The organism is Gemmatimonadota bacterium (genome assembly GCA_041390105.1).
Taxonomy (GTDB): Bacteria; Gemmatimonadota; Gemmatimonadetes; order Longimicrobiales; family Gaopeijiaceae; genus JAGQIF01.
Map to the genome: position 1 here is coordinate 1,557,171 of JAWKQO010000001.1, position 15,752 is coordinate 1,572,922.

Here is a 15,752-nt window from a genome sequence, read left to right on the forward strand (position 1 = left end):
GTGCTCACCCTCCGACCTCCTCCTCGGCGCTCACGAGCTGAACAGCCCGGCAAACCCCATGAACGCCATGGAGAGGCTGCCCGCCAGGATGAGCACCAGTCCCATGTTCTTGGCCACCGCCGGGATGCTGGCCAGTTCGGTCTGCTCGCGGATGGAGGCCATCAGCACGAGGGCCAGGGTGAGCCCCAGCCCGGCTCCGACCGCGAAGAAGAGCCCCTCCACCAACCCATAGCCGCGGTTGGTCTGGAAGATCGCCAAACCCAGAATCGCGCAGTTGGTGGTGATGAGCGGAAGGAAGATGCCCAGCTCGCGGAACAGCGTGGGGCTGAAGCGCTTGATGGTCATCTCCACGATCTGCACCAGCGAGGCGATCACCACCACGAACGAGATGATTCGCAGATAGGGTGCCCGGCTCAGCACCCAGGTGTTGAGCAACCACGCGGTGAGCGACGTGAGCACCAGCACGAACAGATTGGCCGCCCCCATGCGGAGCGCCGTCGAGACCTTCCCGGACACGCCCATGAACGGGCAAAGCCCCAGGAAGAGCACCAGGGTGAAGTTGTTCACCAGCATGGCGGAGATCAGGATCCAGAACAGCTCGCCCATCACGCCGCCTCCTTGTGCGTGGTGGTGGCCACGCCGTGGGGCCACTCCCGCACCTTGGGCCGGGACGCTTCACGTCGTTGCGCCCACCAGGAGAAGCCGAGGAGGAACACGCCCAGCGTGAAGAACCCGCCGGGCGGGAGGATCATGATCACCCACGGCTCGAAGCCGCCGCCGAATACCGGAACGCCCAGCACGCTGCCGTTGCCGAGGACTTCGCGCACCAGCCCCAGCGCCACCAGGGCCACCAGGAATCCGGCACCGCTGCCGGCCGCATCCAGCAGGGCCCGGCCCACGGGTCGCTTGGACGCGAAAGCCTCCTGTCGGCCCAGGATCATGCAGTTGACCACGATCAGCGCAATGAAGGCTCCGAGGGCCTTGTGGATGTCGGGCACGAGTGCCGCCAGAGTCATGTCCGCGATCGTGACGAAGGTGGCGATGATGAGGATGTACGCCGAGATCCTGACCTCGTGCGGAATCCAGCTCTTGAGTGAGGACACCAGCAGGCTGGACCCGGTCAGGACGAAGAACGTGGCCAGCCCCATCGCCAGCGCATTCGCCACCGAGTTGGTGACGGCCAAGGCGGGACACAGGCCCAGGAGTTGCACGAAGACGGGGTTCTCCTTCCAGAATCCGCGCTCCAGGTCCTGGCGGGCCGTGGTCTCCTTCATGGGTGCGCCTCCGCAGTAACCACCGCTCCGTTCCAGTACTGTTCCAACAATGGAGCCAGCGCGTCCAGCCGGTGGTTGATGATCCCGATCACGGCGCGCGACGAGATGGTGGCTCCGGTGATCATGTCCACCTCGTGCGCGTCACCGCTGCCGGCTCCACGCTTGACGCCCGCCAGCGGCGCCAGCACCCCGGCGAACTCGCGCACGAACAGCGAATCCTTCTCGATCTTGTCTCCCAACCCCGGCGTCTCCTTGCTCTCCAGCACCGTCATGCCCAGCACGCGCTGGGCGGCGGGGTCGTAGCCGAAGATGAGGCGCACCAGATCCTGGAAGCCGGGCTCTCCTCCCTCGACGGCGAAGCCGAGCGGGCGGCCCGCGGCGTCGTAGCCCAGATAGACGCGGTCGAGCCGCGCCGTGTCCGCACCCGCTGGATCGGCCTGCAGGCTACCATCCAGGACGAACAAGGTCTCGTAGCGCTCCGGTCCTCCGAGGACCTCTTCGACGGCTTCGCGCAGCACCTGGGCCTGGTGTGCCAGGATGCGGGGCTGGGTTGCCTGGAAGACCACTACCAGTAGGAGGCCCGCCAGCATACCCGCCAGGGCCAAGGTGCCGAGGAGGCGCCAGGACGGCGGGGAATCGTCGACCGGCAAAGCCGCCGCCGCTCCCTCCGGCGGGGGTGATGGGGCGCCCAGGGTGGGCAGCGGTCGCTCGCTCATGCAGCCCCTCTGCGCGCGTGCCCGAATACGCGCGGTTGGGTCGCCCGATTGATGAAGGGGACGAAGGCGTTCATCAACAGGATGGCGTACATCACGCCTTCCGGGAGTCCGCCCCAGATCCGGATCACCACCACCAATGCTCCGATCCCGAACCCGAAGATCCACGCCCCCCCGTTGGTCACCGGCGAGGTGACCATGTCGGTGGCCATGTAGACCGCGCCCAGAATCAGACCACCGCTGAACAACATGAACGGCGGGTCGGCATAGCGAGCGGCGTCGATTCCGTGCAGCACTGCGGAGAGCAGGCCCACCGTGATGAAGATGCTCAGCGGAATACGCCAGTTCAGGTAGTTCTTGAGCGCCAACCAGGCACCGCAGATCAGGATGACGAGGCCCGCGGTCTCCCCCAACGAGCCGCCGGTGTTGCCGATGGCCAGATCCAACAACTCGGTGCCTCGGCCCTCGAACTTGAGCGCTCCCAGTGGTGTCGCCTCGGTAAGCACGTCCGGAGCGCTGCCTGTGAAGAGCGGCCAGGCCAGATTGGGGCCGCGCAGCGCCCACCAGGACTCCGGGCGCGCGGGCCAGGTGGTGATCGCGATGGGAAAGGCCGCCTGCAGGAAGGCCCGGCCCAGCAGCGCCGGATTGAACACGTTCTGGCCGAGCCCGCCGAAGATCAACTTGCCGAAGCCGATTCCGAAGACGCCGCCCAGGAACGCCATCCAGAGCGGCAGGCCCGGCGGGAGCGTGAGACCGAGCAGCAGCCCCGTGATGGCCGCGGAGCCGTCCGCCAGGCTACCGCCCTGGCCGAAGAGGCGCTCCGTGAGCACAGCTCCGCCGGTGGCGGCGCCGATGACCAGTACGGCGCTGGGCCCGAAGTACCAGATCGCCGTGGCCACGACGGGGACCAGGCTCCAGACCACCGACCACATGATGCGCGCGGTGGAGTCGGGCGCCTTCAGGTGGGGCGACGCCGTGAGCTCGAGGCGTACATCGCTCATGCCGTCATCGCCTTTCGTTTCTTGAGCCCTGCCTTCCCCAGCGCGAACATCTGCGAGAGTGGGATGTTGGAGGGGCAGACGTACGAGCAGCACCCGCACAGCATGCAGTCCATCAGACTGGCCGCCTCCATCTCCTCATAGCGGGCGGCCTGGGCCAGCGAGCCCAGCAGCTGTGGGTTGAGAAAGACCGGACAGGCGTCCAGGCAGTGCCCGCAGCGGATACACGGGTAGGTCCGCTTGGGCTTCACTTCACGGTGGGTGAGGACCACGACTCCGGTGGTGCCTTTCAGCAGCGGCACGTCCAGGTCTGGCTGGGCGGTGCCCATCATCGGACCTCCGAAGACGATCTCGGCCGCATCCTCGGTAAGGCCACCGCATTGGTCCAGCAGGTCGCGGAGCTTGGTGCCCACCGGCACGATCAGGTTGTGGGGCTCGACCACACCGGGCCCCGTGACCGTGACCACCCGCTCGATGAGCGGAAGCCCGGTCTCGAACACTTCGGCGATAGCCGCGATCGAGCCGACGTTCTGTACGACGGTGCCCACATGAGCGGGCAGTTTCCCGGAGGGGACCTCGAGTCCGATGACCGTCTTGATGAGCATCTTCTCCGCGCCCTGCGGATACTTCACCGTCAGCGGCAACACCTCGACCGGGAGATCGGGGGGCGCCGTGGCCCGCAGCCGCTCGATGGCGTCCGGCTTGTTGTTCTCCACACCGATGACGGCGCGCGGTGCGCCGAGTGTGTGTAGCATCACCCGCACGCCGAAGTGTACCCGCTCGGGATACTCGACCATGGTGCGATGATCGGTGGTCAGGTACGGCTCGCACTCCGCTCCGTTGACCAGGAGCAGCTCCACCTTCACTCCATCGGGAGGCAGGAGCTTCACGTGCGTGGGAAAGGCTGCACCGCCCAGGCCCACCACTCCGGCCTGCTGTACGGCCTTCACCACTTCCTGCGGCGTCAGGCCTTCCCAGTGGGGAACGAGACGGGGGCGGGGAATCTGCGGCGAGAAGGGCTCGGCCCGGATGCGCACGGCCGTGTCGACGCTTCCGTCCGGGTGCGGCCACCACCCGACGTCCACGACGGTCCCGGCCACCGACGCGTGGATCGGAACCGAGATGAACCCGTCCGCCTCGGCGATCTTGTCGCCGCGCTCGACCCGGTCTCCCTTCTGGACCAGTGGGCGGGCCGGCCGGCCGGCATGCTGGCGGAGCGGTAGGATCACCTCTTCCGGGAAGCGCAGCCGCCGGACCGGGAGTGCCTCGGTCAGCGACTTGGAGTCGGGCGGGTGTACGCCATGCCGGAAGCTCCAGCGTCCGAACACGTCAGCGCTCCCTTCCCCGGGAAGAGCCCGAAGCGCTCAACGCGTGTCCGCTCCTGCGCTGCGTGCACCTCACTGGAAGGGCTCCGCCCGCACGCGCCACTTGTCGAGGTCCGGTTCGTTGGGGTCGAGCGGGGTACCGGGATGGATGATGCCAGCCGGACACTGCTCGGCCGCACGCACCAACTCGGCGAACGTCCCCGCCTTGGCGTCCTTGATGTAGGCCTGCTTGGAGTCGTCGTATCCGAACATCCGTTTGTTGATGTTGATGCATTCGTTGCAGCTCGTGCACAGCGCCGTCTCGATGTAGGGGCCCATCACGAGCTCGTCGTCGTCCTCCTCCGCGGGCGCGCTCTCGGCGACGGGAGGTGGTGCGACCTGCGCTGCTGCGGCCGAAGCCGCCGGCGGGGAAACGGGGTCGGGCTGGGGCGCGACCACGGACGGGGGAGCCCCCGCCGCAGACACGCTAGGCACAGGAGATCCCAGCTCCTCGATGGCCACCGCCCCCACCGGCGGAGAATCCTTTGCAGCATCCAGCAACTCGGCGACCGTGCGATCCGGTCCACCCGCGAGCAGGCCTTCCGCCAGACGCCGCGCCACCACGGCCGGATAGCTGGCTTTCAGCTCGGCCAGGCGCGCTTCATACTCGTGCTTGAGCGCGCTCAGGCGCGCCTCGAACTCGACTTCGGTCTCACGGGCCAGCCCCTGACGCACCCGGGAAGACACCTCGAGTCCAGCCAGCTCCTTCAACTGGTGCCAGAAGCGCAGGCGGTCGTCCGCCAGGTCCACCATCTCGGCGGTGGTTGCCGTGCGCTCGAGCCCGCCGTCCTGCCCCAGCGTGTAGATGAAGGGGACCTTCCCCACACGGTCGTCGGGCTCCAGTGCCACCAGCTCCGCGAACGACACGAGCTCCGGTCGGTCCCACTCGTCCTTCTTCAGGGGCCGGAAGTGCTTCTTGAACCTTCCCTCGGTCGCCGCCCAGTCGGCAATGGTCAGTGGAAGCTCCTGCGAGCGTTCCTCGCCGTCCTGGCTGTAGCGCAGCGTATAGGTGGGCCACACGTCTTCGACGGAAGGGTTGCCGTCCAGGTTCAGGCACTCGGCCACCGTGGGGCCTTCGTCCGGATCGTAGACGAGGAAAGGAAACGCACGGCTCTCCAGCGCCAGGCGCGCCGAATGGGGAGCCCATTCGTCCGCCACGCCGTGCTCCACGGGACAAGGCGTATAGATGTTGAAGACCGCCGGGCGACGGCTGTTGAGGCCCTTGAGCAGGCCCTGCATCATGTGGGACGGTGCCGCCTGTGAGGTCTGCAGCACGTAGGCGCCTCGATGCGCCAGGGCGATCAGCGACAACTCCTTGCGGGTCTCGGTCTTTCCATGCTGCGCCTTGCCGAAGCCGGCCATGTCCGCCACCTGGCCGGTGAAGCCGCTCGTGCAGGACTGCCCGCCGGTGTTCGAATACACCTGCGTGTCCAGCACCACCACGCGGATCGGCTTTCCGGACGCCAGCAGGCGGGAAAGGTTCTGGAAGCCGATATCCAGCATGGCACCGTCACCGCCCATGGCCAGGACCGGCGGGCAGAGGTGGAACTCCTCGTCACTGAACTCCTTCCACGAGAACGCTTCGAAGAAGAGCTCGTCGCGCTCGGGCGCGTAGTCGTCCCCGATCAGAAGCTCGGCGCGTCGCACGTCGACGAAGTTGTCCGCCATCTTCCGCATCTGTCCCTCGAAGATCCCGATGGCGATCGAGGGCGCGTCCTGGAAGAGGTGGTTCACCCAGGGGAAGGGATAGGGGTTGTAGGGGTAGGTGCTTCCCCACACGGACGAGCACCCCGTCGAGTTGCTGATCCCCATGTGGGCTCGCCCACGTCCCCCGGGTCCTTCCACATAGCGCCAGCGCAGGTCTCTGAGCCGGTCGCGCGTGCGCAGGAGCAGCGCCAGTCGCTCCCTGTGTTCGGGGGTCGCCTGCACGGCCAGGGCGCCACTCGCGGCGGCCGGATCGTCGAGATCGGCGTCGGCTGCCACCAGCGTCCGCGCCTTCTCTTCCAGTCCGGCCACCAGCCCATCCAGGCGCCTCACGAACGCCTCGGCCCGCGGCTGCATCAGGCCCTCGATGGTAGAGACCAGAATGTGGACGGCGGTCTTCTCACCACAGCCCATGCAGGCCCCGTCTCCCCCCGCCATCGACCGATAGTTCTTCTTCTTCAACAGCAGCGTGGGAAGCACGCCGATGCCCTGCTCCACGTTGCGGACGTTGATGTAGCGATCGTCCGTGTCGGGGAGGTTCTCCCACAGATCCCAGTTGCGACGCAGCCGCTCCACGATGGCCTCGTCCTGGCGGACGGTGACCAACGCGCCTTCTGGGCACACGTCCACGCAGATGTTGCAGCCTTTACAGGCCTCTGGGTTCACGGTGATGGAGAGCAGCCCCCCAGTGCCCTTCTCCTTCTTCTCGGGGAGGTCGTAGAAGGGGGCCGTGCGCGCGAAGGGGAAGTCGGCGACGACTCCGTACACGGCCGCCCACTCTTCATCGAGCGCCTTTCTGCGCTCCGGATCCCACTTGAGCTTCCCGGCCACGTTCTCGTAGGCCGCCGACACGGCGTCGGCGAACGAGCGGAATCCGACGCCCTGCAGGATCTTGCGCGACTCCTTGGCCAGATGCGGCGTGAGCGGCTTCAGGCGATTGAGGGGCTTCCCGTTGGCCGCCGTGCGGATGGCCGCCTCCAACGCGTCCTCTACCGAGGTGACCAGCCCGGGAATGGCGGCGTCCGGACACTGCATCCAGCACTGGCTGCACCCCGTGCACTTGTCCGCGACGAAGTCGGGGACCTCGAAGCGGATGTTGGTCATGTCACGCACGGTGCTGGTCGCGGCCGGGATGGCGCTGTGCGCGGCGAAGGGATCCGCGATCACATCCTTGCCCGTGGTGGCGCAGTAGGCACACACCTGCTCCCAGAAACGCCCCGGGTTGCCGATGCCGGGCTTGGCCCCCGGAACGTCCAGGAGCGAGGGCAGCCCTGGCAGCGGATGCGCGCCCGGCTCGTCCTCTCCCACCGCTGCATGCGGCACGTCCCGTAGCTCGTCGAAGCCCCGACGGATCACGCGCAGATTGTCGTCGACCACGCGCTGACCCAGCTTTCCGAACTTCTTCTCGATCTGCTCGCGGATCCCGGCGAACAGTGCCTCTTCGCCCAGCCCTTCGCGCTCGGCCAAGGGAGACACGCGGAAGAAGGCACCCATGAAGGCGACGCCCTGCATGCGGTAGCGCAGCTCCGGATCGGTGGCCTCCTCGGAGGCGATCTTGAAGGCGTCCAGAGCGTAGACCTTGATCCCCTTCGATACGATCGTGCGCTGCGCCTGAGCGGGCAGCGATGCCCACACGTCCGAGGCGGGCAGGTCGCTCTGGATGACGAACGCGCCGCCGGCATTGAGCCCGGCGAGTGGATCCGTGCTCCGGAACACATTGGGGTCGGGAGAGAGCACCACGTCGACGTGCTTGAGCTCTGCGTTGATGCGGATGGGCTCTCGCGCGAGCACGGCGTAGAAGTTGGTGGGCTGTCCCTTCTTCTCGGAGCCGTACTTGGGGTTGGCCTTCACGTGCAGCCCAGCCAGCTCGAAGGCCGTGAGCGCGAGGTTCTTCCCCATCGTGATCGCGCCCCACCCGCCCACGGAGTGGATGCGGATGGCGATCGAGTCCTCAGGCAGGAGATCGATGTCTCCGGCCGCCGGCAGAGCCAGGCGCTCGAGGTCGGGATAGGCATCCAGCAACTCCTGTTGCCAGATCTGCAGCTTGGGGGCTCTCGTCTCCCGATCGATGAAGTCGATCCCCAGATAGTAGTGACGGCGGCCCGCGCCGCCTTCCAGCATGTTGTCCACCGCCGCGACCAGGTCGCCGGGCTGGAGGTCGCGGCTGCCGAACCCGAAGCCGGCGGCATGGAAGTCGGGCATCTCCTCAGGTCGGAGAGACGCGACGCCCGCGTGCGGCACCGCGCCGTTGCGGGCCCGTCCATTCTCCAGTGCCTGGGCCATGGCGGCGCGGATCTCTCTCAGCAGCGGCGGATCGACCGCCAGGGGCTGGTCCACGCGCTCGAGGACGGTCACCGCCTTCTTGCCCTTCAGCAGCGCGCTGACCCGGTCGGCCGGGAAGGGTCGGAACATGGCGAGGTTAAGCACCCCGACCTTGAGGCCACGCGTGCGGCGCAGATGATCCGCTACGGCTTCGGCGTTCCACACCACCGAGCCCTGGCCGGCCAGCACGTACTCCGCGTCGTCGAGCAGGTAGCCGCTGGCTCGGGCATACTCACGGCCGGTCAGCGCGGCATACTCCGCCATGGCCTGGTCGCTCAGCGCAGCGACATGGTCGAAGTAGAACGGTCGCTGGGCCGCTACGCCCTGCGCGTAGCTCTCCTGGTTCTGGACCACCCCGAACATGGCGGGATAGTCGAAGTCGAAGAGCTCGGGGATGCGGCGCCGCGTGGGGCCGTACACGAGACGTTGAGCGGGCGTGGGAGAATCGATGATGTCGCCGGGATCCCCCAGGTAGGTCTTGACCAACGCACGCTCGGGTTGCAGGAAAGACTCGATGACGTGGCTGGTCAGGAATCCATCCTGGGCCGAGATCCCGGGCGTCAGCGAAAGCTCGGCGATACGGTGGGCGATCAGCGTGAGGTCCGCCGCCTCCTGCACGTTCTTGGCAAAGAGCTGGAAGAAGCCGCTGTCGTCCACGGCGTGATAGTCGTCGTGTCCGGCGTGTACGTTGAGCGCCTGCTTGGTCATGGCGCGAGCGGCCACGTTCAGCACGTAGGTCAACCGCTTGCCCGCCGCGGCGTAGAGTGACTCGTGCATGTAGGCGATGCCCTGGCCACTGGAAAAGTTTGTGGCACGCAGGCCCATCATGCTCATGCCTGCCGTCACGGCTGCGGCCGCGTGCTCGCCCTCCGGCTCGAAGAACAGCAGGCGCCGGCCGTTGACGTTGGTCTGCCCGGCCGCGACGGCCTGAGCCCATCCCTCGCCCATCTGCGTCGACGGCGTGATGGGATACGCGCCGGCGGCCTCGCTGGCGGCGGTCTCCATCGCCACCACTGCGGTGCTACCGTCGGTCGCCTCCAGCTCCCCCGGGAAGCGGGGCGCGGCGTCCATGGGGGTGGATGCGGGCTTCTTCTTCCTGAACGGCTCGATCATGCGACCGCCTCACCGATTCGCGGTTCCACACCAGGAAAGTTTTGGCCACCCACCACCCAGGCGATAGCACCGGTCGGGCAGCGGGCCGTAGCGTCGGGATTGGCCTTCTCGACAGCAGCGTCGTCGATCACCGCCAGGCCAGAGCGGATCTCGATCAGCCCGGGCGCGGCGTCCTGGACGCAGCGCCCGCAGGCATTGCAGGCGACGGAGCAGACGTTGGTGGCCGCGTCTCCTTCGAGCAGGTTCCTGCACTGCACGATGAGATGCTGCTCCAGGGGCATGAGCACGAAGAGGTCGAGCGGGCAGGCCACCACGCAATCGTTGCAGGCTGTACAGAGATCGGGGTCGACCACCGGAAGATCGAACGCGCTCATGGTGATCGCATCGAAATCGCAGGCGACCGCGCAATCCCCGAGGCCGATGCAGCCCCAGGCGCATGCCTTTCCTCCCCCGGTCACGGCGCGCGCAGCGGCGCAGCTGGCGATCCCGAAGTAGTCGGCCTTGCGGCGGGCGACGTCGGACCCTCCCGCGCACAGCAGCCGCGCCACACGCCGATCCGCCTGTCCGGCTTCCACGCCCAGCAGCGCGGCCACGTCGTCCACCTCGGACTCACCCATCACGGTACACCCTGCCGGAGCGACCGCACCCGTCACCAACCCTTCGGCGAACGCGCGGCAGCCGGCGAATCCACAGGCTCCGCAATTCGCGCCTGGCAGCAGCTCGGCGAGTGCATCGACCCGAGGGTCTTCCCATACGCGCAGCTTCTTGTGCGCCAGCGCGATGAGCGTGCCGAACGTCAGGCCGACCCCACCGAGAATGGCCACGGACTCCAGCACGAGGGCGCCGTCCATCGACTACTGCCCCGCCGCCAGTCCCGCCTGCGCCAACAACCAGCCCGCCAGGCGGTCCACGGGTTCCGCCGACTGCGGCTTCGCTCCCACGAATCCCGGCTCCGGCGTCGGGGCCGCGGACGGCACCGCACCGGCAGGGGCGGCCTCCACGGCGGTCCGTGCCGGGGAGGCGATCAACAGCTCGCGCAGATGTTCGAGATCGTTCGCCTCGCGAGCGGCGGCCACGCGGCCCAGCGACCGCCCCGTCCCCTTCTCCGGAAGGGACTGCATCTCGATGCGGGCGGAGAACGAACCGCCACCAGGGCGATGGACGAAGCGCGCACATTCGGAGGGCAGCCATGCGGCGATGCCGGCGGCCGGTGCGTGCGTCATCTCCAGGAACGCCTCGGCCTGGTCGGCCTGAACCACCCACAGTCCCGGGGTGAGCAAACGGGCCAGGGGTGCCACCGGCGCCGGACCAGAGGTGATCAGCACGATCTTCTGGTTTCCTTCCAGCAGATCGGCGAGCCCGGCGGCACTCAGATCACGGCCACCGACCTCGACGACCAGCGGAGGAGCGAGCTCGCGCTCGGCCGGGTTCCAGCGCCACGGCGAAAACGCATCGCGTGGGTCATCCAGCGCGGTGCTGGGCACCCCGTTCCAGACGAAGCGCAGCGACCGGGCGACACCAAACGCTCGACCGGCCTCCGCCAGCGCGTCCGTCACCGCGGTGCGCAGGTCCCCACCCGGAGCCACGCGTGCGACGAACAGGTCGTCACCCCGCGCACGCAGCTCACCGAGCGTGGCCATGGCCTGCTCGACGACGTGCAGCGTCTCCACGTCCACGCTCGCCTTGGGCGCAATGAGCGTCGAGAAGCGGGCGGGGTCGATGCGGGACATTGCGAAACGGCCGAGCTCGGCGCCCAGACGCGCGTCGGCCTCTTCCGGCCCGCCTCGGTGGGCATCCAGGAAACCACGCAGCTCCTCGATGGTCGCGGCCAACGCGGTTTCGAAGCGCTCGATCGAAGGGGCGAGCGCCCGCAGGGCCTCCTGGGTCCGATCCGGTTCAGACGGCATAGCGGTCCAGCTCCCGTTCCAGCAGCGCGAGCTTCTCGTCCACGGTGTGCCCCGGCAAGTGCCGGGTCTCCTCGTAGCGCGGCAGGGTGGCATCCTGGAAGAAGATCCCGAGTCTCAGCTTGCTCTGGTCCTGCGCCAGGTGGCGGGCCTCATCGAGATCGGAGGGATCGTGCGTGAAGCGGTCCGCATAGCGCTTGGCCAGCTCCGGCAGATCGATCCCGCGCTCATGCACGAGCATCTGCGTCCGCTCGGGACTCTTCACGTCGTCTCCGAACAGGTCCGGGGTGAAGTGCGGACAGCGCTGCAGGATGCGCACGAACGAGAAGCCCGGGTGCCGGTAGGCCGCTTCCAGCGTGGCCGCCATGTGCGCGGGAATCCACTCCGCGGTCTGGGCGACGAAGGAGGCGTTGGTGACGCCCAAGGTGGCCTCGATGGGATTGATGGGCGGCAGAAAGCTGCCGCGCGGCTGCGTGTTGGTCCGATATCCCTGCGGCGTGGTCGGCGACGTCTGCATCTTGGTGAGACCGTAGATCTCGTTGTCCAGCAGCAGTGCCACCATGTTCACGTTGTAGCGCGTGGCATGGATCCAGTGACCAGCCCCGATCGAGACACAGTCGCCGTCGCCCATGACGACGAACACGTGCAGCTCCGGCCGATGCAGCTTCACTCCCGTGGCGATGGGCAGGGCTCGTCCGTGGATGCCGTGGAACCCGTACGTGTTCACGTAGTGCGGGAAACGGCTGGAGCAGCCGATGCCCGAGACGAACACCGTCTGCTCGGGTGGGAGGTTCTCCTGGGCAAGCAGCCGTTGCACACTGCTGAGCACGGAGTGATCGCCGCAGCCGGGGCACCAACGCGCCTGCGCCCCCTCGTAGTCGGACATCGAGTAGTCGTGCTCATCCAGGTCGGACAGATGGAACAACGAGCAGCTGCTCATGCGCGGGCCCCCCGTGACGTGCGTGCGCGAATGACGTCGAGAATGGCGCCCGGCCGCAGGGGCTCGCCCAGGACCCGGGTCCAGCAATCCACATCCACGAGCGTCTGGGCGCGGAGCAGCCAGGACAGCTGCCCCCTACGCCGGCTTTCATCGGTGATGAAGGGTGCATCGGGCGGGTCGCTGTAGTTGATCTCGACCGTCATCACCTTGCGGAAGCGGTTGAAGATCGCTTTGAGACCCGGCTCGAGCGGCGAGAGGAAGGTCAGATGCAGTGAAGAGACGGAGCGCCCCTCGGCCCGCGCCCGCTCTACGGCTTCTTCGATGGCTCCCTTGGTGCTCCCCCACCCCACGATCAGGAGCTCGCCGGAGTCGTCGCCGTTGACCTCAGGGGGCTTCAGCGTGCTCTGCAGCACCGCAATCTTGCGACTGCGCATCTCGGAAGCACGCTGATTGATGTCGGAGCTGTAGGCGACCTTGCTGCGCTCGTCGTGGGCCAGGCCGGTCACCGTGAACATTCCGCCCGCCTGCCCCGGGACGAACCGCCGGGACAGCCCCGTCTTCGGATCCCAGTCGTAGGGACGGAGTCCCTCTGGAATGGGGCTCTGGTCGGGTGGTGCCGCCACCCAGGCCGGATCGAGGCGGGGCCGCACGAAGGGCTGGACGCCCGTGGCCAGGTTCGCATCCGACAGCACGATCACCACGGTCCGCAGCGCCTCGGCCAGCCGGCGCGCCGTCACCATCACATGGAAGCACTCCTCGATGGTCGCCGGGGCCATGATCACATGGGGCGCATCGCCTGGCTGCCCGAACAGCGCCGCCAGCAGGTCGGATTGCTCCACCTTGGTGGGAAGGCCGGTCGAGGGGCCACCTCGCTGGACATCGACGACCACCAGGGGCGTCTCCGTCATGATGGCCAGCCCCAGGAACTCGGTCTTGAGCGCGAGGCCGGGGCCGGACGTGATGGTGAAGGCGACTTTGCCGGCATAGGACGCACCCAGGGCCACGCCAGCCGCAGCGATCTCGTCCTCGGCCTGGTGCACCACACCACCGAAGCGCTCGAACACGTCGCCCAGTTGATGAGACACCGACGTGGCCGGAGTGATGGGATACATCGCGGCCAACTCCATCCCGGCAGCGATGGCGCCCAGCGCAATGGCCTGGTTCCCGTTCATCACCACCATGTCTTCCTCGGTGGGATGCGGCGGGACCGCGACCCGGAAGTCCAGATGCTGGGCCGCCCAGGCCATTCCCAACTCGAGCAGCGCGATGTTGCGATCCGCGACCGAGGAGTCCTTCTTGCGGAAGGAGAAGCGGATCTGGTCGCGTACGCGCTCGGCGTCGCGCTGGAAGACCTCCGTGAGCATGCCCAGTGCGAACATGTTCTTGCCCAGGCGCGGGTTCTCGACCAGGGTCAGACACTGTTCGTGCATCGGCACCGGAATGATCCGGTATTCGTGCCCCGACAACTCCTCCAGCGCCTCCTCCCACTGCTGACGGATGCCCGGATCGTCGTGGGTCGCCCACTGATTCTCCAGCAGGACGATGGCGTCGTGCTCGAGCGCGCCCAGACGGTGGCGAGCGAGGAGCACCTGCTCGTTGAAGGCCACCACCAGGTTCGAGCGATCACCCCAGTTGGTGACGGGGCCCGCTCCGATGCGGATCCGGTTGCCAGAAGCGCCGGCCGCGTTGCGAGGGGGGGGCTGCACCTCGGCCGGGATGATCTCGACCGTCCAGACGCCGTTGCCCATCTTGGCGGAGACGGTTCCGAAGATCTGCCCGCACTTCTGGGCTCCTTCCCCAGAATCCGAGACGACTTCGACTGTGAAGGAATCAACGTCGAGCACGGACGCCGGGCGAGCCTCGGCAGGCTCGGTCCCCAGCGTCGGAAGCCGTTTGGCCATCGTGGTTACCCACTTTCCGAGCTGTACTACGGATCTCCTGTGCACCTTGAATCGACCCAATCTGCAGGGGTCCGTCTGTAGGTGTTCTGCTGAGGGCCGTGTACGAACTTTCCCCGCAGGGTTGGGGGGAGTGGCACCCTCCCACTATCGTTCGCAGCGACTGTCACTTCCGGCCTGACGGAGGCGCCCCGGCCCATGGCTGCCCGCACCTGCTTTGCCGCCTTTTCGCCGCTGTTCCTCGCCCTCCTGGGCACCCCCGTCGTGGGGCAGACCCTGGCACCCGCGGAACGGCGTATCGTGGAGGCGGTCGATGCCCACCATGCGGAGGCCCTCGCGTTGCTGCAGCGCCTGGTCGACACCAACTCCGGATCCATGAACTTCGAAGGGGTGCGCGAGGTGGGTCGGGTGCTGGCAGCCGAGTTGCAGGGACTCGGATTCCAGACGGAGTGGGTGGATGGTGCGAGCTTCGAGCGGGCCGGGCACCTCGTGGCCCGCAGAGCCGGGTCGCGTGGGCCCCACCTGCTACTGATCGGCCATCTCGACACGGTGTTCGAGCCCTCCAGCCCCTTCCAGCGCTACCAGCCCGGCCCCGACTCCACCGCCAGGGGGCCCGGCGTGGTGGACATGAAGGGGGGAGACGTCGTGATCGTCCAGGCGCTCACGGCGCTGCGGGATGCGGGCCTGTTGGACGGAATGACCATCACGGTGGTGATGACCGGGGACGAGGAGCGCAGTGGGCGACCTCTCAGCCTGGCCCGCGCGGCGTTGATCGAAGCGGCCGAGGCCGCCGACATCGCCATCGCCTTCGAGAATGGAGACAGCAACCCTGCCACCGCCGTGGTGGCCCGTCGTGGATCGACCGGTTGGCGACTCGACGTCACCGGGACGCCGGCCCACTCGTCCCAGTTGTTCCAACCGGAAGTGGGCGCCGGCGCCATCTACGAAGCTGGGCGCATCCTCTCCGGTTTCTACGAGCGGCTGGCCGGGGAACCCTACCTCACCTTCAACCCCGGCGTGGTGCTGGGGGGCACCGCCCTCGACTACGACGAGTTCAACGCCGGTGGCAGCGCATTCGGCAAGAGCAACGTCGTGGCCGAACACGCGGTGGTGACCGGAGACCTGCGCACACTCACACTGGAGCAGTTGGAGCGCACTCGGGCACTCATGCGATTCGTGGCGGGGCAGAACCTCCCACGCACCTCCGCCACGCTCACGTTCGACGACGGCTACCCACCCCTCGCCCCCACGGACGGGAATCGCACGCTGCTCTCGCTGTTCGACCAGGTGAGCCGCGATCTGGGACTCGGTCCGGTGACACCCGTCGACCCCCGCAACGCGGGAGCGGCGGACGTGTCCTTCACCGCTGGCCTCGTGGACATGGCCATCGACGGCTTGGGGCCAGGCGGCGGCAACGACCACACGGTGGAGGAGTGGATCGACCTGCCCACGCTGTCCGTTCAGGCAAAACGCGCCGCCGTGCTCATGCACCGGCTCACGCTGACGCCCGTACCGTAGCGCG

Annotated in this window: 11 protein-coding genes; 1 reads left to right on the top strand and 10 read right to left on the bottom strand. The window is 67.6% G+C overall.

Translation table 11 applies throughout. The annotated features are described in order from the left end of the window. Positions 1 to 30 precede the first annotated feature (30 nt). The 10 genes from R3E10_06915 to R3E10_06960 form a co-directional block, all read right to left on the bottom strand. Positions 31 to 606, bottom strand: coding sequence for an Rnf-Nqr domain containing protein (locus R3E10_06915; GenBank protein ID MEZ4415469.1), 576 nt, complete (start codon positions 604 to 606; stop codon positions 31 to 33). Then, the gene (gene rsxE, locus R3E10_06920) at positions 606 to 1,274 is read right to left on the bottom strand and encodes an electron transport complex subunit RsxE (protein ID MEZ4415470.1); all 669 of its coding nucleotides are present in this window, start codon (positions 1,272 to 1,274) and stop codon (positions 606 to 608) included. Before rsxE ends, R3E10_06915 begins: the two co-directional genes overlap by 1 nt. Beyond that, positions 1,271 to 1,990: an FMN-binding protein gene (locus R3E10_06925; GenBank protein ID MEZ4415471.1), complete on the bottom strand. Its 720-nt coding sequence runs from the start codon at positions 1,988 to 1,990 to the stop codon at positions 1,271 to 1,273. Before R3E10_06925 ends, rsxE begins: the two co-directional genes overlap by 4 nt. Next, positions 1,987 to 2,988: an RnfABCDGE type electron transport complex subunit D gene (locus tag R3E10_06930; GenBank protein MEZ4415472.1), complete on the bottom strand. Its 1,002-nt coding sequence runs from the start codon at positions 2,986 to 2,988 to the stop codon at positions 1,987 to 1,989. Before R3E10_06930 ends, R3E10_06925 begins: the two co-directional genes overlap by 4 nt. Further along, entirely contained in the window at positions 2,985 to 4,313 is a 1,329-nt protein-coding gene (gene rsxC, locus R3E10_06935; protein MEZ4415473.1) for an electron transport complex subunit RsxC, read from the bottom strand. The genes R3E10_06930 and rsxC overlap by 4 nt, the downstream gene beginning before the upstream one ends. A 69-nt stretch (positions 4,314 to 4,382) precedes the next feature. After that, complete coding sequence (locus tag R3E10_06940; GenBank protein MEZ4415474.1) at positions 4,383 to 9,488, bottom strand: 2-oxoacid:acceptor oxidoreductase family protein; 5,106 nt, start codon at positions 9,486 to 9,488, stop codon at positions 4,383 to 4,385. After that, positions 9,485 to 10,339, bottom strand: a complete 855-nt coding sequence (locus tag R3E10_06945; GenBank protein ID MEZ4415475.1) for a (Fe-S)-binding protein — start codon at positions 10,337 to 10,339, stop codon at positions 9,485 to 9,487. Before R3E10_06945 ends, R3E10_06940 begins: the two co-directional genes overlap by 4 nt. Before the next feature lie 3 nt (positions 10,340 to 10,342). Continuing rightward, the gene (locus R3E10_06950; GenBank protein MEZ4415476.1) at positions 10,343 to 11,395 is read right to left on the bottom strand and encodes a hypothetical protein; all 1,053 of its coding nucleotides are present in this window, start codon (positions 11,393 to 11,395) and stop codon (positions 10,343 to 10,345) included. Then, positions 11,385 to 12,332, bottom strand: coding sequence for a thiamine pyrophosphate-dependent enzyme (locus R3E10_06955; protein MEZ4415477.1), 948 nt, complete (start codon positions 12,330 to 12,332; stop codon positions 11,385 to 11,387). The genes R3E10_06950 and R3E10_06955 overlap by 11 nt, the downstream gene beginning before the upstream one ends. After that, on the bottom strand, positions 12,329 to 14,233 hold the full coding sequence (locus R3E10_06960) for a 2-oxoacid:acceptor oxidoreductase subunit alpha (GenBank protein MEZ4415478.1): 1,905 nt from the start codon (positions 14,231 to 14,233) through the stop codon (positions 12,329 to 12,331). The genes R3E10_06955 and R3E10_06960 overlap by 4 nt, the downstream gene beginning before the upstream one ends. Before the next feature lie 195 nt (positions 14,234 to 14,428). Between R3E10_06960 and R3E10_06965 the strand changes: the two genes are divergently transcribed. Then, entirely contained in the window at positions 14,429 to 15,748 is a 1,320-nt protein-coding gene (locus tag R3E10_06965) for a M20/M25/M40 family metallo-hydrolase (protein ID MEZ4415479.1), read from the top strand. The last annotated feature ends 4 nt before the right edge of the window (positions 15,749 to 15,752 follow it).